The sequence below is a fragment of the Duganella sp. S19_KUP01_CR8 genome (assembly GCF_036688705.1).
In the GTDB taxonomy this organism is placed as follows: Bacteria; Pseudomonadota; Gammaproteobacteria; order Burkholderiales; family Burkholderiaceae_D; genus Rugamonas.
In genome coordinates, this window is the sequence record NZ_JAQQPR010000004.1 from 22,465 (window position 1) to 41,945 (window position 19,481).

18 protein-coding genes are annotated in these 19,481 nt (G+C 62.3%); 5 read left to right on the forward strand and 13 right to left on the reverse strand.

Going from position 1 to position 19,481, the window contains the following annotated elements:
- Positions 1-45: 45 nt before the first annotated feature.
- The 5 genes from V6M89_RS05265 to V6M89_RS05285 all read right to left on the reverse strand — a co-directional run bounded on the left by V6M89_RS05265 (position 46) and on the right by V6M89_RS05285 (position 3,736).
- On the reverse strand, positions 46-825 hold the full coding sequence (locus tag V6M89_RS05265; protein WP_217945215.1) for a peptidylprolyl isomerase: 780 nt from the start codon (positions 823-825) through the stop codon (positions 46-48).
- Positions 826-947: 122 nt separating this feature from the next.
- Positions 948-1,220, reverse strand: a complete 273-nt coding sequence (locus V6M89_RS05270) for a BolA family protein (RefSeq protein ID WP_332852208.1) — start codon at positions 1,218-1,220, stop codon at positions 948-950.
- The gene (locus V6M89_RS05275; RefSeq protein WP_332852209.1) at positions 1,217-1,846 is read right to left on the reverse strand and encodes a septation protein A; all 630 of its coding nucleotides are present in this window, start codon (positions 1,844-1,846) and stop codon (positions 1,217-1,219) included. The genes V6M89_RS05270 and V6M89_RS05275 overlap by 4 nt, the downstream gene beginning before the upstream one ends.
- 13 nt (positions 1,847-1,859) lie before the next feature.
- Positions 1,860-2,255 carry a peptide-methionine (R)-S-oxide reductase MsrB gene (gene msrB, locus V6M89_RS05280; RefSeq protein WP_020703277.1) on the reverse strand — a complete coding sequence of 132 codons (396 nt, stop codon included), beginning with the start codon at positions 2,253-2,255 and terminating at the stop codon, positions 1,860-1,862.
- A gap of 14 nt (positions 2,256-2,269) precedes the next feature.
- Positions 2,270-3,736 (reverse strand): protein adenylyltransferase SelO, encoded by a 1,467-nt coding sequence (locus V6M89_RS05285; RefSeq protein WP_332852403.1) that lies wholly within the window; start codon positions 3,734-3,736, stop codon positions 2,270-2,272.
- A gap of 159 nt (positions 3,737-3,895) precedes the next feature.
- Between V6M89_RS05285 and V6M89_RS05290 the strand changes: the two genes are divergently transcribed.
- Positions 3,896-5,542 (forward strand): 3-(methylthio)propionyl-CoA ligase, encoded by a 1,647-nt coding sequence (locus V6M89_RS05290; RefSeq protein WP_332852210.1) that lies wholly within the window; start codon positions 3,896-3,898, stop codon positions 5,540-5,542.
- Here V6M89_RS05290 and V6M89_RS05295 read toward each other — a convergent pair.
- The 7 genes from V6M89_RS05295 to V6M89_RS05325 all read right to left on the reverse strand — a co-directional run bounded on the left by V6M89_RS05295 (position 5,521) and on the right by V6M89_RS05325 (position 12,748).
- Positions 5,521-6,945: an MDR family MFS transporter gene (locus tag V6M89_RS05295; RefSeq protein WP_332852211.1), complete on the reverse strand. Its 1,425-nt coding sequence runs from the start codon at positions 6,943-6,945 to the stop codon at positions 5,521-5,523. The genes V6M89_RS05290 and V6M89_RS05295 overlap by 22 nt on opposite strands.
- Entirely contained in the window at positions 6,942-7,391 is a 450-nt protein-coding gene (locus V6M89_RS05300; RefSeq protein WP_332852212.1) for a MarR family winged helix-turn-helix transcriptional regulator, read from the reverse strand. Before V6M89_RS05300 ends, V6M89_RS05295 begins: the two co-directional genes overlap by 4 nt.
- 106 nt (positions 7,392-7,497) lie before the next feature.
- Entirely contained in the window at positions 7,498-8,190 is a 693-nt protein-coding gene (locus V6M89_RS05305; RefSeq protein ID WP_332852213.1) for a DUF4197 domain-containing protein, read from the reverse strand.
- A gap of 66 nt (positions 8,191-8,256) precedes the next feature.
- On the reverse strand, positions 8,257-9,786 hold the full coding sequence (locus tag V6M89_RS05310; protein ID WP_332852214.1) for a chemotaxis protein CheW: 1,530 nt from the start codon (positions 9,784-9,786) through the stop codon (positions 8,257-8,259).
- Positions 9,773-10,303 (reverse strand): chemotaxis protein CheD, encoded by a 531-nt coding sequence (locus V6M89_RS05315; protein WP_332852215.1) that lies wholly within the window; start codon positions 10,301-10,303, stop codon positions 9,773-9,775. The genes V6M89_RS05310 and V6M89_RS05315 overlap by 14 nt, the downstream gene beginning before the upstream one ends.
- Position 10,304: 1 nt before the next feature.
- Entirely contained in the window at positions 10,305-11,120 is an 816-nt protein-coding gene (locus V6M89_RS05320) for a CheR family methyltransferase (RefSeq protein WP_332852216.1), read from the reverse strand.
- Between the two features lie 2 nt (positions 11,121-11,122).
- Complete coding sequence (locus tag V6M89_RS05325) at positions 11,123-12,748, reverse strand: methyl-accepting chemotaxis protein (RefSeq protein ID WP_332852404.1); 1,626 nt, start codon at positions 12,746-12,748, stop codon at positions 11,123-11,125.
- Between the two features lie 450 nt (positions 12,749-13,198).
- Here V6M89_RS05325 and V6M89_RS05330 point away from each other — a divergent pair, with 450 nt between their 5' ends.
- The 3 genes from V6M89_RS05330 to V6M89_RS05340 all read left to right on the forward strand — a co-directional run bounded on the left by V6M89_RS05330 (position 13,199) and on the right by V6M89_RS05340 (position 16,338).
- Positions 13,199-15,286 (forward strand): 3-hydroxyacyl-CoA dehydrogenase NAD-binding domain-containing protein, encoded by a 2,088-nt coding sequence (locus tag V6M89_RS05330; RefSeq protein ID WP_332852217.1) that lies wholly within the window; start codon positions 13,199-13,201, stop codon positions 15,284-15,286.
- A gap of 193 nt (positions 15,287-15,479) precedes the next feature.
- The gene (locus V6M89_RS05335; protein WP_332852218.1) at positions 15,480-16,130 is read left to right on the forward strand and encodes a PEP-CTERM sorting domain-containing protein; all 651 of its coding nucleotides are present in this window, start codon (positions 15,480-15,482) and stop codon (positions 16,128-16,130) included.
- 67 nt (positions 16,131-16,197) lie between these two features.
- Complete coding sequence (locus V6M89_RS05340; RefSeq protein ID WP_332852219.1) at positions 16,198-16,338, forward strand: hypothetical protein; 141 nt, start codon at positions 16,198-16,200, stop codon at positions 16,336-16,338.
- Between the two features lie 68 nt (positions 16,339-16,406).
- Here the strand turns inward: V6M89_RS05340 and V6M89_RS05345 are convergent, their stop codons facing one another.
- Positions 16,407-18,104 carry an MFS transporter gene (locus V6M89_RS05345; protein WP_332852220.1) on the reverse strand — a complete coding sequence of 566 codons (1,698 nt, stop codon included), beginning with the start codon at positions 18,102-18,104 and terminating at the stop codon, positions 16,407-16,409.
- A gap of 197 nt (positions 18,105-18,301) precedes the next feature.
- Here V6M89_RS05345 and V6M89_RS05350 point away from each other — a divergent pair, with 197 nt between their 5' ends.
- A complete protein-coding gene (locus tag V6M89_RS05350) occupies positions 18,302-19,480 on the forward strand; it encodes an acetyl-CoA C-acyltransferase (RefSeq protein ID WP_332852221.1) in 1,179 nt (392 codons plus the stop codon).
- The last annotated feature ends 1 nt before the right edge of the window (position 19,481 follow it).

Here is a 19,481-nt window from a genome sequence, read left to right on the forward strand (position 1 = left end):
GAATTAAAAACGGCGCCCCGCAGGGCGCCGCCTTCATCTATAACATTACTGCACTTTTGCTTTCTTGACCAGTTCTTCCTGGTAGGCTTGCAATTTCTTCTGGGCCAGTGCTTCCGCAACTTGCGGTTTCACTTCTTCCAGGGTAGGCAGCTTGGCTGCGCGGATGTCGTCCACTTTGATCACGTGGAAGCCGTTCGGGGTTTGAACCGGCTTCTCGGTAACCTGGCCTTTTTGCAGGCCAACGAAAGCAGCCGAGAACGCTGGTGGGAAGGACGATGGAACTGCCCAATCCAGATCGCCGCCGTTCGCTGCGGAACCAGTGTCTTTCGATGCTTTTGCCAGTTCTTCGAATTTGGCGCCGCCTTTGATCTTGGCGATCACGTCGTTCGCTTCAGCTTCGGTAGCCATCATGATGTGGCGTACGTGGTATTCCTTGTCGCCGTTCTGGGCCACGAAGCGGTCGTATTCAGCCTTGATGTCGGCATCCGAAACCGGGTTCTTCTTCATGTAGTCGCCGACCAGCGCGTTGACGATGATGGCCTGGCGAGCGTTTTCGATTTGCGTCTTGACCGCTGCATCTTTACCGAAACCTTGTTTTTCCGCTTCCTGCATCATCACTTCGCGGCCGATCAGGTCTTTCTTGATCAGATCGCGCAGTTGTGGCGAATCAGGCTGCTGGCCTTGGGCGACAACTTGCTTGACCACAGCGTCCACGCGCGAGGTTGGGATGGCTTTGCCATTAACTACGGCAACGTTTTGTGCGAAAGCAGGTACGGCGGCAACGGCGAGAAGTGCAATCAGCAAACTGGCTGGCTTGAAAGTCATTATTAATTCCTGTAAGGGGAAAGTTTTAGCGAAATTGCCTGGGCAGGAGTTGGATCAGCTATCAGTCTTTGTGTTCAATTATTTTGAAACCGATAGCGACCGTTCCCAAACCAAGCGCTACATCATACTTCGGACGGAGCCAATGCGGTAATGGCCAATGCATGAATTTCTTTATGCATCATATCGTGCACGGAATCATACACGAGTCGATGTCTTGTGACGAGTTTGAGCCCCTCGAATTGTAACGAAACAATTCTAACGTTGTAATGACCCCCACCCGAGGCGGCCCCGGCATGGCCGGCGTGCAGCGCCGAGTCGTCTTCCAGCGTCAGTTCCAGCGGCGCCAGGGCGGCCTGGAAGCGGCCGCGCATGCGCTCCATACGCGTATCAGTCATGCTTCATCCTTCATGTGGCGCGACAGGTAGATTGTTTGACCGACGATAAACACAAACATGATCGCGGTCGAACCAAATGCTTTAAAACTGACCCATGAACTGGTGTCGCCTTTAAACAAGACGAAGGCGACATACCAGTTCAGGAAGCCCATTGCGATAAAGAAACTGATCCAGGCCAGGTTCAGGCGGCTCCAGATCAAGTCCGGCAATTGGACGATTTCTTCCATCGACTTGCGCATCAGGTTCTTTTTAAAGACGAACTCGCTAATCAGCAGGCCGGATGCAAAGAACCAATAGACGATGCTCAATTTCCATTTGATGAAATCTTCATCGTGCAGGTAAATGGTCAGGCCGCCGAAGAAAACAAACATGGCCAGCGAGAACCACAGCACGAAATCGACCTTGCGCCCGCGCAGCTTGATGTAGCCGATCTGCGCCATCGTCGCCAGGATGCCGACCAGCGTGGCGATCACGATCGGCGCCTGGTCCGGCGTCACCGTGCCGCCGGAGACGATGCTGCTCAGGTAGGTGTTGATGAAATGCTGGGCCGCGTCGGCGTTCCAGCCCGACAGCTTGTAGGCAACGAAGAACAGCAGCAGCGGGATCAGGTCGAACAGAAATTTCATGTTGTCTCAAACGTTATTGTGGGTCGAAGCGCAGCGAGGCCGAATTGATGCAATAGCGCAATCCGGTTGGAGGAGGACCGTCCGGGAACACATGGCCCAGATGGGCGTCGCACACCGCGCAGATGATTTCGGTGCGCAGCATACCATGGGTGCGGTCGGTTTTTTCAATGACATTGGCGGGATCGAGCGCTTCAAAGTAGCTCGGCCAGCCGCAGCCGGAATCGAATTTGGCGTCGGAACGGAACAGCGGCGTATCGCAGCATACGCAGGTGTAGATGCCGTGCTCGTGGTGATCCCAGAACTTGCCGGTAAAAGCGCGCTCGGTGGCGGCATGCCGGGTGACTTGATATTCCATAGGGTCCAGCATGGCGCGCCATTCGGCGTCGGATTTGGTGACTTTATTGCTCATGGCTTAGTACTCGCTTAAGAAGAACAGCTTACTTCGAGGTGGCTGGCCCAGTCTGGGGGCAAGGCGGCGTATTGATCGTGCTCAGGCTGTTCGTCGTATGGGCGCTGCAAAACTGACAGCAAACGCTCCACTTCAGTAAAGTCCTTGTTTTGTGCTTTTTCAATGGCAACTTGAGCCAGGTAATTACGCAGCACATATTTGGGGTTGACTTTGTCCATCGCAAGCTTGCGCGCAGCGTCGTCGCTGGCCTCGGCTTGCAGGCGGGCGCGGTACTGCGTGGCCCAGGCATCGAAGGCCGGACGGTCGATAAACAGGTCGCGCAGCGGCTCGTCGCCGCTGGCGTCGGCCGACTTCAAGCCGCTCAGGCGCCGGAAGAAGAGCGTGAAATCGACGCTGTTCGCTTGCATCAGCGCGAACATGGCGTCAAATAGCGTGCGATCGGCATCAACGTGCCTGGCCAGCAAGGTCAAGCCCAGCTTGGCGTGCAGCAGCTCGTCCATCTTGGCGGCGAATTCAGGCTGGTAGACATCGAGCGCGGCTTGGGTTTCGTCCACTTCGCCGATCAGCGGCAGCAGCGCCTGGCCCAGCGCGTAGCAATTCCAATGGCCTACCTGCGGCTGGTTGGCGTAGGAATAGCGCCCCTGCTGGTCGGTGTGGTTGCAGATGTGGTCGGAGTCGAAGGCTTCCATGAAGCCGAACGGGCCGTAATCCAGCGTCAGGCCGAGGATGGACATATTATCGGTGTTCATCACGCCGTGCATGAAGCCCACCGCCTGCCAGTGGGCGATCATATGTGCGGTGCGACGCGTGACTTCGGCCAGGAATGCCTTGTAAGGATTCGCTTCCGCGCGCAACTCCGGATAAAAACGGTCGATGACATAGTCGGCCAGCTGTTTCAGCTCGTCGTTTTTGTTGCGGTAGAACCAGTGCTCGAACGAGCCGAAGCGCACGAAGCTGGGCGCCATGCGCACCACCACGGCCGAGGTTTCCACGGTCTCGCGCATCACGCCCTGGTCCGAACCGGCCACCGACAGCGCGCGCGAGGTCGGGATGCCCAGGCCGTGCATCGCTTCCGAGCACAGGAACTCGCGGATCGACGAGCGCAGCACGGCGCGGCCGTCGCCCATGCGCGAGTAGGGCGTCAGGCCGGCGCCTTTCCATTGCAGTTCCATCGGCCCTTCGGCGGTGGCGACGTCGCCGAACAACATGGCGCGGCCGTCGCCCAGCTGGCCGGCCCAGACGCCGAACTGGTGGCCGGAATACACGGCGGCCAGCGGCAGCGCGCGCTCCGGCGCGGCATTCCCGACCAGGACGTCGAGGCTGTCGGCGACTTGCTCGGGCGTCAGCCCGACCAGTGCTGCGGCCGGCGCGCTGACGGCGACCAGATAAGGCGCCGGCAGCGGGGTAGGCATCAGGCGGGTGTAAAAAGCGGGCGGCAGGGACGCGAAGGAATTGTCCAGCGGCAGTTTAGAGGCAGTAATGGCAGTTTCCGTTTCGCAGTAAGGCCCCGCAGGGCGTGAACTTGCGATTTTACCGCAGCGGGCGGCTGCTGCGGTGCAGCATCGAAATGCATTGACGGTCGGCGCACGGGCATTCCAAACTCATTCCTATTAAATTAACATTTCCAGGAGCCCGCATACATGTATCCACAGAGTCCGCTGATGGGCCAGATGATGAATCAGCCGCTGCTCGTGTCCAGCATCCTGGACTTCGCCGCGCGGCATTATGGCAACAGCGAGATCGTTTCGCAGCGGGTTGAAGGCGACCTGCACCGCTACACCTTCCGCGACTGCCAGCAGCGCGCCAAACGCCTGGCCAACGCCTTGAACGGGCTGGGCGTGCGCATGGGCGACCGCGTCGCCACGCTGGCCTGGAACGGCTACCGCCATCTGGAAGCCTATTACGGCGTGTCCGGCTCGGGCGCAGTGCTGCACACCTTGAACCCGCGCCTGCATCCCGACCAGCTGGCCTACATCTGCAACCATGCCGAAGACCAGTACCTGATGTTCGATTTCTGCTTCCTGCCGCTGGTGGAAGCGTTCGCGCCGCTGTGCAAGGGCGTCAAGGGCTTTATCCTGTTCGGCGCCGCCGACCGCATGCCGGCCGAGACGAAAATCCCCAACCTGCTGTGCTACGAAGACTTGATCAACTCCCATTCGCCCGAGTACGAATGGCCGCTGTTCGACGAGAATTCCGCCTGCACGCTGTGCTACACCTCGGGCACCACCGGCAATCCCAAGGGCGCGCTGTACTCGCACCGCTCGACCGTGCTGCACGCCTACGGCTCCGCCATGCCGAATGCGCTCAACGTTTCCTCGCGCGACACGGTGATGCCGGTGGTGCCGATGTTCCATGTGAATGCCTGGGGTTTGCCGTACTCGGTGCCGCTGTCGGGTGCCAAGATGGTGTTTCCGGGGCCGGCGCTGGACGGCAAGTCGGTCTACGAATTGATGGAAAAAGAACAGGTCACTTTCTCGGCCGGCGTGCCGACCGTGTGGCTGGGCCTGATCAACTACGCGATGCAGAACAAGCTGAAGTTCTCGACCTTCCGCCGCACCGTGATCGGCGGCTCGGCCTGCCCGCCAGCGATGATGAGCACGCTGATCGACGAGTTCGACGTCGAGGTGATCCATGCCTGGGGCATGACGGAAATGTCGCCGCTGGGCACCGCCGGCGGCCTGCTGACCAAGCACCTGGACCTGAGCAAGGAAGAACAGCGCAAGATCCTGCAGAAGCAGGGCCATGCGATCTACGGCGTCGACATGAAGATCGCCGACGACGACGGCAAGGAATTGCCGTGGGACGGCGTCAGCTACGGACACCTGATGGTCAAGGGGCCGTGGATCATCTCGCGCTACTTCAAGGACGAAGGCGGCGACGTGCTGGAGGACGGCTGGTTCCCGACCGGCGACGTGGCCACCATCGACCCCGACGGCTTCATGCAGATCACCGACCGCAGCAAGGACGTGATCAAGTCCGGCGGCGAATGGATAGGCACCATCGACCTGGAGAACGTCGCCATGTCGCACCCGGCGGTGATGCAGGCGGCCTGCATCGGCGTCGCCCATCCGAAGTGGGACGAGCGGCCCTTGCTGGTGGTGGTGCTGCGGCCGGGGCAGGAACTCGGCCGCGAGGACCTGCTGGCCCACTTCCAGGGCAAGGTCGCCAAGTGGTGGCTGCCCGACGACGTGGTGTTTGCCGAGGCGCTGCCGGTCGGCGGCACCGGCAAGATCCAGAAAAACAAGCTGCGCGAGCAGTACCGCGACTATCGCTTGCCGACTGCCTGAGGCGGCAGTTCGGGCAGGAACGTCAGCATCAGCAAGCCCAGGCCGACCAGCACCGTGCCGGTGGTGAAGATGCTGGCGATGGCGTGGCGATAGATGTCGGCCGTGGCGGCTTGGCCGTGCAGGCGCTGCGCCAGGATCGCGCCGGATCCGGTCACGCCGACCAGCCCGCCGAGTGAGCGGAAGAAGGCCAGCATCGCCGTGCCGACGCCGCGCCGCGTGGCGGGCAGGGCGTTTTGCACCGCCATCGTCATATTGGGCATCACCAGGCCGAGGCCGGCGCCCAGCACGAAGATGGCCGGTTCCAGCACCAGGTAGCCCGCCGAGTGCGCGATGCCCCAGGCCAGCACGGCGAACGACAAGGTCGCCAGGCCCAGGCCCACGGTCTGCGCCGGCTTGTAGCGGCCGCCGGACCTGGCCAGCACGCGGCCATTGAGCGACGATGCGATCACCAGGCCGACCATCATCGGCATCGTCAGCAGGCCGGAATTGGCCGGGCTGGCGCCCATCACCATCTGGAACAGCAGCGGGAAGAACACGCTCGAACCCATCATGCCGACAAAGGTCAGCGCCAGCACCACGCTGGCGACGTTGAACACGCGGTTGTGGAACAAGTCCGGCGGCAGCACCGGCTCCGGCACGCGCCGCACGTGCCACAGCAGGCCCGCGATCAGCGCCACCGCCAGCACGCTCAGGTATTTCACTTCGCCGGAATTCCATGGCCATTGCGTGCCGCCCAAGGCCAGCACCAGCAGCGCCGCCGTGACGCCGCCGGTCAGCAGCACCGAGCCCAGGTAGTCGATCTTGTGCTCGCGGTGCGGGCTGGTGTGGTGCATGGATTTGGAGATCACATACAGCGCCAGCGCGCCCATCGGCAGGTTGACGTAGAAGATCCAATGCCACGACAGCCAGCTCGTCAGCAAGCCGCCCAGCACCGGACCCAGCACGCTGGCCACCGCATACACGGCGGCGATGCTGCCCTGGCGCTTGCCGCGCTCGGCCGGCGGTATCAGGTCGCCGATGACGATCTGCGCCAGCGGCAGGAAGCCGCCCGCGCCCATGCCCTGGATCGCGCGGAAGACGATCAGCTCGGTCATATTCTGCGCCAGCCCGCACAGGGCCGAGCCGATCAGGAAGGTGATGATCGCGGTGTACAGCAAGGGTTTGCGGCCGTACTGGTCGCTGAGCTTGCCGTACAGCGGCATGGTGGCGGTGGACGCCAGCATGTAGGCCGTCACCACCCACGACAGGTGGGCCATGCCGCCGAGGTCGGAGACGATGCGCGGCAGCGCGGTCGCTACGATGCTCTGGTCCAGCGCGGACAAGCCGATCATGATGACCAGGCCCAGGTAGATGGCGCGGATTTCCCTGGCCGTGACCGGCGCGGTATCTGTATGCATCGTCATTCGCCGATCTCGTTGAGGTATTGGATGGCGTCGCGCAGCGCCTGCGCGCCTTCCGGTTGCAGCTGCGCCAGCCGGCGGGCCAGCCAGTCGAGGCGGCGGCTGCGTATGTCTTCAATCACCGCCGCGCCTTGCGGCGTGAGCAGCAGGCCGACCCTGCGGCGGTCCTCGGGATTGGGCGCGTCGCGCCGCACCAGGCCGGCGTTTTCCAGCGCCTTGATGTGGCCGCTCATGGTCGGGCCGCGCAGCTTTTCCAGGCGCGCCAGCTCGGCCACGCCGATGCCGGGCGTCCGGCTGATGGTCGACAGCAGCAATTTGTGCTGCAGGGACAGGCCGTGCGGATCGCTGTCGCCCTCCTGGCGGATGCGGCGGAACACATGGTGCAGGGCGGTCCTCAGCTCGTCGGCCAGCGCAATGGCTTCCTTGGGGATGGCGGGTTCTTTGGTCATGGCATTCAATATAGGTAGGCTACCTATCTATATTAAGCGATGCCGGGCCGGGCATCAAGACAAAAAAAAGCCCGGCGAACCGGGCTGAGGGGGAGGAGACTTGCTGTTACTTGAGGGCGCCGAACACCTTGCCGATCAGCTTGCTACCGGCGCCGAGCGGATCGGCGCGGATGGCTTTTTCTTCTTCGCCTATCATCGTGTACAGGCCGTCCAGCGCGCGCTGGGTCACGTAGCCTTCGACCGTGGTCTGTTCCTTGGCCAGCACGCCCAGCTTGGGCGCCATCGCCATCGCGGTGTTGTACTTGTTGGCCAGGTCGGAGCGGTCGGTGACCTTTTTCACGATCGGCAGGAACTGCACCGCCAGCTTCGGCGAGGTTTTCTCGCGGAAGAAATCGGTCACCGAGGTGTCGCCGCCGGTCAGGATGTTCTTGGCGTCGGTGACGCTCATGGACTTGACGGCGTCCACCAGCAGCGGCTTGGCCATCGGCACCGCCGCTTCGGCCGCGTGGTTCATCTGCACCACCAGGTCGTCGAGTTGCTGGCCCTTGCCGGTCATCTTCAGCAGCGGCCGCGCCTGTTCCAGGATTTTCGGCAGCGGGATGCGCACTTTCTCATTGTTGAGGAAGCCGTTCTCGGCGCCCAGCTTGGCAACCGCCAGCGACGAGCCTTTATCCAGCGCCGCCTTGAGGCCGCCGGTGGCGTCCTGGTTGCTCAGGTCGGCCAGCGAGAGCGCATAGGCGCTGGCCGCCGCCAGGGTCAGGGGAAGCAGCAGGGCGACGGCGCGTCGAGAAATGAACATGGTAAAACCTCAAAAGTTGGCCAGGCCGGCGGCTGCCGGCATGCCGCTACTTTACCGCAGCGCCGCCTATGCCGCCAGCTCCGCCAGCGCCGGCATCTCGCGCGCCAGCCTTTGCAGCAGGCGGTCGCATTCGAACACGCTGAGCGTCTTGTGGCTGTCGCCTTCGCCCTCGATGTCGATCACCTCGTCCATCTCGCCGCGCGGGTCGCCTTGCACGCCGGGATTGCGCAGCATTTTTGGCGCAGCGAAACGGCGGCTGTCGCTGATGGTCATGATGTTCTCGACCGCGTCCACCATCAGGCCATACAGGTCTTCGCCGCGCTCGATGATCAGGATCTTGGCCTGGTCGGCGTTATCGAGTGGGGGCATGTGATACAGGCTGCGCAGGTCGATCACGCTGATCATCTGCTGGCGCAGGTTCAGCATGCCGCGCATGAAGGCCGGCATGCCGGGCGGACGGGTGATGTCGCCGGAGAAGTCGATGATCTCGCGCACCTGCTTGATCTCCACCGCGTAGGTGTTCTCCAGCGCGAAGGTGATGTAGACCTGGCGCTGGCTGCGGCGCGGATCGCGCTCGGTCTTGGCGGCCTCGTCCTTCGGATACAGGCTGGCGTGGCCGGCGCGCATCTCCTTGATCTCGTTGTTGCTGAAGATCTCGCGGTGGTTGAGGAAGATGATGTCGCCCAGCTCGGGCTTGGAGATGCAGCCGCCGAACATGCCGGCGCGGGCCTTGCTCAGCAGCGGGATCGCCATCACTTCCTCGCTGTAGAAGTTGACGATGTTGTCGACCGAATCGACCAGGAAGCCGATGGTGGCGTCGTCGATGCGGGCGATGACGATGCGCTGGTCGGGCAGGAACTCGCGCTGCGCCGAGGCCGGCGCCGCGTTCGAGTTCAGCAGCGTGCTGAAGTCGACCACGGCCACCTGGCTGCCGCGAAAATTGATGCGCCCCAGGCACAGCGCGCTGTTCAGCACCGAGGCCTGCAATTCCGGCACGCGGATGATCTCCTGGATCGCGCTCATCTCGAAGGCGAACGACGATATGCCGACGCGGAAGCTGACGCACTGGCGCCGCTCGCCCTGGTTGCGGCGCGCGGTCTGGCGCTGCGCGCCTTGCAGCGCCAGCACCTGCGGCACGTTTTCGATGCGCACCAGCGCGGCCGGGTCGAGCACCTGCACCAGGCGCGCGCCGTCGTCGAGCAGGATGGTGCCGGCCACCACGCCGTGCACGTCGCCGTTGGCGTAGCTCAGGGTGCTGCGCTGCTCGGGCCGCACGCGCAGGATCTCGCCGGTTTCATGGAACAGTATGCCCACCAGCACGCCCTGGAAATCGAGGATGGCGATCTTGTCGCTGGCCTCGGCGGCGCGCGCCTCCGGCCGGAACACGCGGCCCAGGTTGACCACCGGGATCACCACGCCGCGCAAGGTGAACACGCCTTCGAGGAAGGCCGGCGACAGCGGCAGCACGCTGATCTTGGCGGGATAATTGACCACTTCGCGGATGCAGATCGCCGGCAGGGCGAACTCGTCGCCGCCCAGCACGAAGGAGCCGAACAGTTCGGTGGCGGGGGCGGCGGCGCTGTTAGTGGCGTGCATGGAGGCTGTCCTGTGGCGTGGCGACGATGTCGGTGACGGCGTAACTCTGGGTGGCGCAGTCGATGGTCAGGGTGCGGCCGCATTTGCCGCCCAGCCGGCAATAGCTGACGTTGAGCCCGCATTCGCGCAGGTATTTGTGGGCGGCGGCGGCATTCTGCTGGCCGACCTGCAGCCTCGGCGCCTGGCGCTGGAACATATGGGCGCCGCCGGCCACCACCACTTCGATGTCGGGATAATCGGCCTCGGTAGCGCCCATCAGGCGCAGCAGCGAGGGCACGGCCTGGCTGACATAACGCGCCCCGGTTTCGCACTGGCGGTCCGGCGCTTCCGGCAGCAGGCAGTGGGCCAGGCCGCAGCAGCCGCGCTTTTTCCACAGGAAGGCGATGCCGACGCACGATCCCAGCAGCGCCTGCAGCTGGCCGCTGTGGGCGCCGATCTCCAGCTTGCCCATGGGCACGCGCAGGCAGCCGGGCAGGGCGGGCGCGCTGAACATGCTGATGTTGTCGAGAGTTTCCATGTCACACCGTATAAATCATCGGCCGCTCGTAGCGGTAGGCCGTGTCGAGCCCGACTATCGATTCGGATTCACCCAGAATCAGCCGGGAGTGGGCCGCCATGCTGTGGCGGGCTTGCTTCAGGACGGTCTGCTGGTGTTCCTGGTCGAAGTAGATCAGCACGTTACGCAGGAACACCAGGTCGAACTGTTTGTGCGGCTTGAGCGGCACCAGCAGGTTGTGCTGCGCCAGGTCCACATGCTGTTTCAGCGCGTCGACCACGCGCAGGCCCTTGCCGCCGGGCTTGAAGTATTTTTTGACCCATTCCGGATGCGACAGCAGGATGCGCTCCACCGAACGGCCGCTGTACTCGCCGGTCCGGGCCTGCTCCAGGATCTGTTGCGAGATATCGGTGGCGTGGATGCGGTAGCTGAAGCCGGGATGCGCGGCCTGGAATTCCTCGCACAATATCGCCATCGAATACAGCTCTTCGCCGCTGGATGCGGCGGCGGACCAGACCTGCAGCCGCCGTCCCTGGTGCGCCGCCCACCACGCGGGCAGGAATTCCTGCTCGACGTAATCCCACACCTGCGGCGTGCGGAAGAACAGGGTGTCGTTGGTGGTGACCAGGTCGATAAAGTGCGGAATCTCGCCCCGGTCCTGCTCCACCTTGTCCAGGTAAGCCTGGTAGCTGACTATCTCCAGCGCCTGCATGCGCGGGCGCAGGCGCCGCTCCAGCAAGATGCTTTTGCGCTCGGTCATCGCGATGCCGGTGTGCTTGCGCACCAGCGCGATGAGCGCGGTCAGCGTCGCCGGGGGAAGTCCCGCGCCGATGCTCACGCCTACACCACGAAGCCGGCCACGGTCTTGTTCAAATCGCCGGCGCGCTGGTTCAAGCCCTCCGTCGAGCGCGCGATGCTGTCGCAGGCGGCGGCCGATTTCTCGGACTCCTCGGCGATGTATTGCACGGCGGTGCTGACTTCGCGCGCCGTCAGCAGCTGCTCGTTGGTGGCGCTGGAGATATCGGAGATCGCCAGCGTGGTCTTGGCGACGCCGGCGACGATCTTGTCGAAGGCATCGCTGGCCTGGCGCGAAATCTCGCTGCCGGCCGAGACCCGCTTGACCGACTCGTTGATCAGCTTGGAAATTTCCTTGGTGGCCTGCGAGGAGCGCTCGGCCAGCTTGCGCACCTCGTCGGCGACCACCGAGAAGCCCAGGCCGTGCTCGCCGGCGCGGGCCGCCTCGATGGCGGCGTTGAAGGCCAGCATATTGGTCTGGTTGGCGATCTCGCTGATCACCTTGACGATCTCGCCGATGTCTTCCGACGAGCGGTTGATCAGGTCCATCGCCTCGATCGACTTGGCCACGGCCTTGGCGCCGGCCTCGGCTTCGTGCTGGGTGGCCTTGGCCAGGGTGTCGGCGTCGTTGGTGTTCTGGGCGATGGTGTTGATGGAATTGGTCAGACCGTCGATCGAGGCGTTCATTTCCTCCACGGTGGCGCCCAGCGCCTGGGTGCCCACGGCCACGCCGTTGGAGCGTTCGGCGATGGTGGTCGAGGCGTCCGCCAGGCCGTTGGCCGAGGCCACCACGTCGCTGATGACCTTGCGCAGGTCGGTGATCATCTTGCTGATGCCTTCGGCCAGGTGGTCCAGCGGTTCGTCGCCGTCGATGATGATCTTGCTGGTCAGGTCGCCGGAGGCGGCGCGGCCCACCGAGTCCAGCAGGCGCTTGATCTTGATGCCGTCCGATTCGGCCTTGGCCGCCACCGAGTTCTCCAGGTTGACCTGGTCGGTAATGTCGCTGGCAAACTTCACGATTTTATATGGCTTGCCGTTGAGATCGAGCACTGGATTATAAGTCGCCTGTATCCATATGGTTTTGCCATTGTTGCCAACTCGTTTATAGCGACCGCCATCGAACTCGCCGCGATTCAATTTTTGCCAGAACCGTTTATATTCCGAGCTATTCGCATATTCCGGTTCGCAGAACATGCGGTGGTGTTCGCCCTTGATATCCTCCAGGGTATAACCCATGGCGTTAAGGAAATTCTCGTTAGCATTCAATACATGGCCGCCCATGTCGAATTCAATCACCGCCTGGGCCTTGGATATGGCGGCGACCTTGCTTTCGTACTCGGCGTTCTTTATCTTGCTGTCGGTGATGACGGTGGCGAACTTGATGACCTTGTAGGCCTTGCCCTCGGCGTCGATGATCGGGTTGTAGGAGGCGTTGATCCACACCTCGCGGCCGCCCTTGGCCAGGCGCTTGTAGTCGCCGCGGTCGAACTCGCCGCGCCCCAGGCGCGCCCACAAGTCCTTGTATTCCGGCGTCTTGGCGTACTCGGGATCGCAGAAGATCGAGTGGTGCTTGCCCCGGACTTCCTCCAGCGTGTAGTCGACGGTTTTCAGGAAGTTGTCGTTGGCGTGCAGGATGGTGCCGTCGAGATCGAACTCGATCAGCGCCTGCACTCGGTTCAACGCCGTATTAATAGCTTGAATATCAAGATCCTGTGATTTGATTACCTGGCTATGCGCGTCCATGTCGAGTCCTGTGATATTTGGAGAGAATTAATAGGCGGGAAATATTTACGGGGCACTGTTGTATTCGGCTGAACTTATTATTCATCTGAATTTGAGCCAAAACAAGAATCTATTTTAAATTTCTGATGCGCGTGTATTGAATTTTCCACGAGGAATTAATATCGCGATATATTTCAGTGAGAATTTCTCCTATTTAAAAAGCATTTTCTCGGCATTCAAAAGCACTGGCCGAAACGGCAAGTTTGCATGGCTGGCCACCGGGCCATCCTGTACCATGCTGTAAGGTCAACAAAAAAAATAATACGACCGTTCTTTTATGCGGTATAGTGAGTGGGCTGACGATCTTATTAAAGCTCCACTAAAACATAAGGAAGAGACATGACTGCTGAATATCAAGTCCGCGGCACGGTTGCCGTCATCACGCTGAACAATCCGCCGGTCAACGGCCTGGGCCTGGCCACCCGCACGGCGGCGGTCAAGGGCATCCAGCAGGCGCTGGCGGACGACACCGTCAAAGCCATCGTCATCACCGGCGCCGGCAAGGCCTTCTCGGGCGGCGCCGACATCAAGGAATTCAATTCGCCGAAAGCGCTGGCCGAGCCCAGCCTGCACACGCTGATCGCCACCGCCGAAAGCTCGACCAAGCCGGTGGTCGCCGCCATCCACACTGTCTGCATGGGCGGCGGGTTGGAGCTGTCGCTGGGCTGCCACTACCGCGTGGCGATGCCGGGCGCGCAGATCGCGCTGCCGGAAGTCAAGCTGGGCCTGTTGCCGGGCGCCGGCGGCACGCAGCGCCTGCCGCGCGTGCTGGGCCTGGAAATGGCGTTGAACATGATCGTCTCCGGCACCCCGGTGCTGTCCGACAAGCTGGCCAACACCGCGCTGTTCGACGCCGTGTTCGCCGCCGACGCCGACCTGGTCAGCTCGGCCGTGGCGTTTGCCGAAACCATCGCCGACGCGCGTCCGCTGCCGAAAGTGCGCGACCGCAAAGTCGACTACCCGAACCACGAAGCCTTCCTGCAATTCTCGCGCAACACGGTCAAGGCCATGTCCGGCCCGTTCCCGGCGCCGCTGGAATGCGTGGAAACCGTGGCCGCATCGGTCACGATGAAGTTCGAGGACGGCATGAAGTTCGAGCGTGAACGCTTCCTGCACCTGATCCAGACCACCGAATCGAAAGCGCTGCGCCACGCCTTCTTCGCCGAACGCGTCGCCAGCAAGGTGCCGGACGTGCCGGCCGATACGCCGGTGCGCGCCATCAAGCAGGCCGCCGTGATCGGCGCCGGCACCATGGGCGGCGGCATCGCCATGAACTTCCTGAACGCCGGCATCCCGGTCATCATGCTGGAAACCAGACAGGAAGCGCTGGACAAGGGCCTGGCCACGATCCGCAAGAATTACGAAAACACCATGAAGAAGGGCAAGCTGACGCAGGAGAAGTTCGACCAGCGCATGGCCCTGGTCAGCGGCACGCTGGCGTATGAAGACATCGGCCAGGCCGACATCGTGGTCGAAGCCGTGTTCGAGGAGATGGGCGTCAAGGAAGCCGTGTTCCGCAAGCTGGACGAAGTGATGAAGCCGGGCGCCATCCTGGCCTCCAACACCTCGACCCTGGACCTGAACCAGATCGCCAGCTTCACCAAGCGTCCGCAGGACGTCATCGGCACCCACTTCTTCAGCCCCGCCAACGTGATGAAGCTGCTGGAAATCGTGCGCGGCGCGCAGACCGGCAAGGACGTGCTGGCCACCGCGCTGGCGCTGTCGAAAAAACTCAAGAAGACCGGCGTGGTGTCGGGCGTGTGCGACGGCTTCATCGGCAACCGCATGATCGAGCAGTACAGCCGCCAGGCCGGCTTCCTGCTGGAAGAGGGCGCCTTGCCGGAGCAGGTCGACAAGGCGGTCGAGAAGTTCGGCTTCGCCATGGGACCGTTCCGCATGGGCGACCTGGCCGGCAACGACATCGGCTGGGCCATCCGCAAGCGCCGCTACGTGGAGAAGCCGGAAATCAGCTACTCCAAGACCGCCGACCTGCTGTGCGAGATGGGCCGCTACGGCCAGAAAACCGGCGCCGGCTGGTACGACTACAAGGCGGGCGACCGCAAGGCCTACCCGAACGAGCAGGTCAACGCCATGATCGTGCAGCACTCGGCCGATATCGGCGTGGCGCGCCGCAAGATCAGCGACCAGGAGATCGTCGAACGCCTGGTGTATTCGATGGTCAACGAAGCGGCCCACATCCTGGAAGAGGGCATCGCCCTGCGCGCCTCGGACATCGACATGGTCTACCTGACCGGCTACGGCTTCCCGCTGTTCCGCGGCGGCCCGATGTTCTACGCCGACACGGTGGGCTTGCCTAACGTGCTGGCCGCGATCAACAAGTACGCCCAGGGCCACCAGGGCAGCGCCTGGAAGCCGGCGCCGTTGCTGGTCAAGCTGGCCGAAGAGGGCAAGGGCTTCAATAGCTGACCATAGCTGGTCCCTTGCTGCTGTCTGAAAAAGCTCACATGCACAAAAAATTTCCGTTGCATGTGAGCATTTCTATCCAATTGTTGCTATACTTCCTTCAAACCAGCAGCACCATCTTCGAAGCCCTAAAAAACGGTTCGAGTCGCAGCGTGAAGTACACGTTACCACCCAAACTTAATTTTTAGAGGCCTTCATGAAACGCACCATCATTGCCGCAGCGGTGGCATTCGCAGCAATCTCCTCCGCACACGCAGCCAGCATCAATGGCCTGTTCAACACCGGCACCGGCGCGAACGGCAGCGGCGACACCCATTACACCTTGAACGCAGCCAGCAGCGATACCGTCATTGGCAACACCGTGCCTGTGATCACGCTCGACAACGTCTGGCCGATCAGCCCGTGGCTGGCCAACGACGGCGTATCGAAATGGATCACGCCGACCGCTTCGCAAGGCCAGAGCTTTGACGCCTACAGCGCCGGCACTTACACCTACACGCTGTCGTTCGACCTGACCGGCTACAACGCCGGCACCGCAGGCTTCACCGGCCGCTTCGCCGCCGACAACGACGCCGTGGTCAAGCTGAACAACCAGGTCATCGCCAGCGGCAGCGGCTTCACCGACTGGACCGCCTTTGCCGCCGGCAGCGGTTTCCAGTCCGGCGTCAACACCATGCAATTCGTCGTTGGCAACTGGGCGCAAAACGGCGGCAATCCGACCGGCCTGCGCGTCGAGTTTTTGTCTTCCAACGTCGCCGCCGTCCCTGAACCATCGAGCTACGCCATGCTGTTGACAGGAGTTCTCCTGTTGGGCGTGGTCGCTCGCCGCCGCATACAAGTTCGATAAAATTGCCGCTTTCCCGTTTAAGCGCTTCGGCCGCCTCTCCTGGCGGCCTTTTTTTTATTGACGCTGGGTGACGGTGAGGACGGGCGCGTCGGGCGTGGCGACGTTGAGGGCAAAGGTGTGGGTGCCGGCTTGCGGCGTATCGAACCATATGTCGCGGCCGGACCAGGCCAGCGGCTGCGCCTTGTCGGCCAGCAGCTTGCCCTGCTAACGCAAAAGACAAAAAAAATAGCCGCCATCGCTGGCGGCTATTTCATGTTTCAGGCTAAGCCAGACGGCTTAGTCGTTGGCGTAGATGTTGTTGTCCTTGGTTTCACCGACGAACAGCGCGCCGATCACAGCCGTGATCAGGGCGATGATGATCGGGTACCACAGGCCGTAGTAGATGTCGCCCTTGAACGCCACCAGCGCGAACGAGATGGTTGGCAGCAGGCCGCCGAACCAGCCGTTACCGATGTGGTAAGGCAGGGACATCGAGGTGTAGCGGATGCGGGTAGGGAACATCTCCACCAGCATGGCGGCAATCGGGCCGTACACCATGGTCACATACAGCACCAGGATGAACAGCACCGCCACCACCATCGGCTTGTTGATCTGCGTCTCGTCAGCCTTGGCTGGATAGCCTGCGGCCTTGATGGCGCCGCCGACTTCCTTCTTCAGCGCGGCTTCGGCGTCCTTGCTGGTCTTGTCGAAGTTCAGGCCGTCGGCCGTCATGGTGGCGTTGAAGGCGGTGATTTCCTTGTCGCCGATCTTGATCTTGGCGACGCTGCCAGCCGGCGCGTCTTGCGTCGTATAGTTCACCGAAGCGTTCGACAGCATGCCGGTGGCGATGTCGCACGACGAAGGGAATTTCTTGGTCGCGGTCGGGTTGAACAGGAAGTGGCACGATGCCGGATCGGCGACCACCACCACTGGCGAGTTCTTCAGTGCCGTTTCCAGCGCCGGATTGCCGTAGTGGGTCAATGCGCCGAACAGCGGGAAGTAGGTCGCCGCGGCCAGCACGCAGCCGCCCAGGATGATCCACTTGCGGCCGATCTTGTCCGACAGGATGCCGAAGAAGATGAAGAACGGCGTCGCCAGAGCCAGCGACAGGGCGGTCATGATGTTGGCGCTGGCGCCGTCGATCTTCAGCACCTGGGTCATGAAGAACAGCGCGTAGAACTGGCCGGTGTACCACACCACCGCCTGGCCCATGGTCAGGCCCAGCAGCGCCAGGATCACGACTTTCAGGTTGCGCCACTGGCCGAAGGCTTCGCTCAGCGGTGCTTTCGAGGTCTTGCCTTCGGCTTTCATCTTGGCGAAGGCCGGCGACTCATTCATCGACAGGCGGATCCACACCGAAACGCCGAGCAGCAGCACCGATACCAGGAACGGCACGCGCCAGCCCCAAGCAGCGAACTCTTCTTCGCCAACGGCGGTACGGGTGCCCAGGATCACCAGCAGCGACAGGAACAGTCCCAGCGTCGCGGTGGTCTGGATCCACGAGGTGAACGAGCCGCGCTTGCCGTGTGGCGCATGCTCGGCCACGTAGGTAGCCGCGCCGCCGTACTCGCCGCCCAGCGCCAGGCCTTGCAGGATGCGTAGCGAGACCAGGATGATAGGCGCCGCGATGCCTATCGCCGCATATCCGGGCAAGAGGCCGACAATGAAGGTGGAAGCGCCCATGATCAGGATGGTGATCAGGAAGGTGTATTTACGGCCGATCATGTCGCCGAGGCGGCCGAACACCAGCGCGCCGAACGGGCGCACAATGAAACCGGCGGCAAACGCCAGCAGTGCGAAAATGAAGGTGGTGGTCGGTTCGCCGATGAAGAACTGCTTGGCGATGATAGGCGCGAGCGAACCGTACAGATAGAAATCGTACCATTCGAAAACCGTGCCCAGCGAGGAAGCAAAGATCACCTTGCGTTCTTCCGGCGTGATGGCCGTGGACTTGGGCAGGTTGCGCGGATCGGCAGTGCCTGATGATGTCGTCATTTTTGTCTCCTGTAATTTTTGGATGTCCCCAGCCGAGATAGTTACATTTTCGTCAGCTTGAGCGCAGTGTGTACCGTGAACCTTACGCAAAGCTTGCTCCAAACTTACGCGAAACTTACATAAAAAATTTGCGAACGACCGTACTAAAATATGCTATTCTGATTTCACTAAAAAACACCCACTCATAGGAGACTTTCATGATCGACGCCGTCATTGTTTCAACCGCCCGTACTGGTTTGGCCAAGTCGTGGAAAGGCGCGTTCAACATGACGCATGGCGCCACCCTGGGCGGCCATGCACTGCAGGCGGCGATCAGCCGCGCTGGCATCGAAGCGGGCGAAGTGGAAGACGTGCTGATCGGCTGCGCCAACCCCGAGGGCGCCACCGGCGGCAATATCGCGCGCCAGATCGCCATCCGCGGCGGCTGCCCGGTGACCACCGCCGGCATGACCATCAACCGTTTCTGCTCGTCCGGCCTGCAGACCATCGCCACCGCCGCCCAGCGCATCATCGCCGGCGAAGGCGACATCTACGCCGCCGGCGGCGTGGAATCGATCTCCTGCGTGCAGCAGGAAATGAATATGCACATGTACAAGGAAGTCTGGCTGTCGCAGCACAAGCCGGAAATCTACTGGCCGATGCTGCAGACGGCGGAAACCGTTGCCAAGCGCTACAACATCAGCCGCGAGCGCCAGGATGAATATGGCGTGCAGAGCCAGCAGCGCGCCGCCGCAGCCCAGGCCGCCGGCCTGTTCGACGCTGAAATCGCGCCGATGACCACCACCATGGGCGTGGCCGACAAGGCCAGCGGCATGCTGCTGACCAAAGAAGTGACGATCTCGGCCGACGAAGGCATCCGCGCCGACACGACTTACGAAGCGGTATCGAAAATCCGCAGCGCGGTGCCGGGCGGCGTCATCAGCGCCGGCAATGCCAGCCAGTTCTCGGACGGCGCCTCGATGTCCATCGTGATGAGCGCGCAGACCGCGGCCGCCAAGGGCTTGACGCCGCTGGGCATCTTCCGTGGCTTCGCCATCGCCGGTTGCGAGCCGGACGAAATGGGCATCGGCCCGGTGTTCGCGATTCCCAAGTTGCTGAAAAAAGCCGGCCTGAAGGTCGAGGACATCGGCCTGTGGGAATTGAACGAAGCCTTTGCCGTGCAGGTGCTGTACTGCGCCGACACGCTGGGCATCCCGATGGATCGCCTCAACGTGAACGGCGGCGCGATCGCCGTCGGCCACCCGTACGGCGTGTCGGGCGCGCGCCTGACCGGCCATGCGCTGCTGGAAGGCAAGCGCCGTGGCGTTAAATATGTGGTCGTCACCATGTGCATCGGTGGCGGCCAGGGAGCGGCGGGCCTGTTCGAAGTGGTGTAAG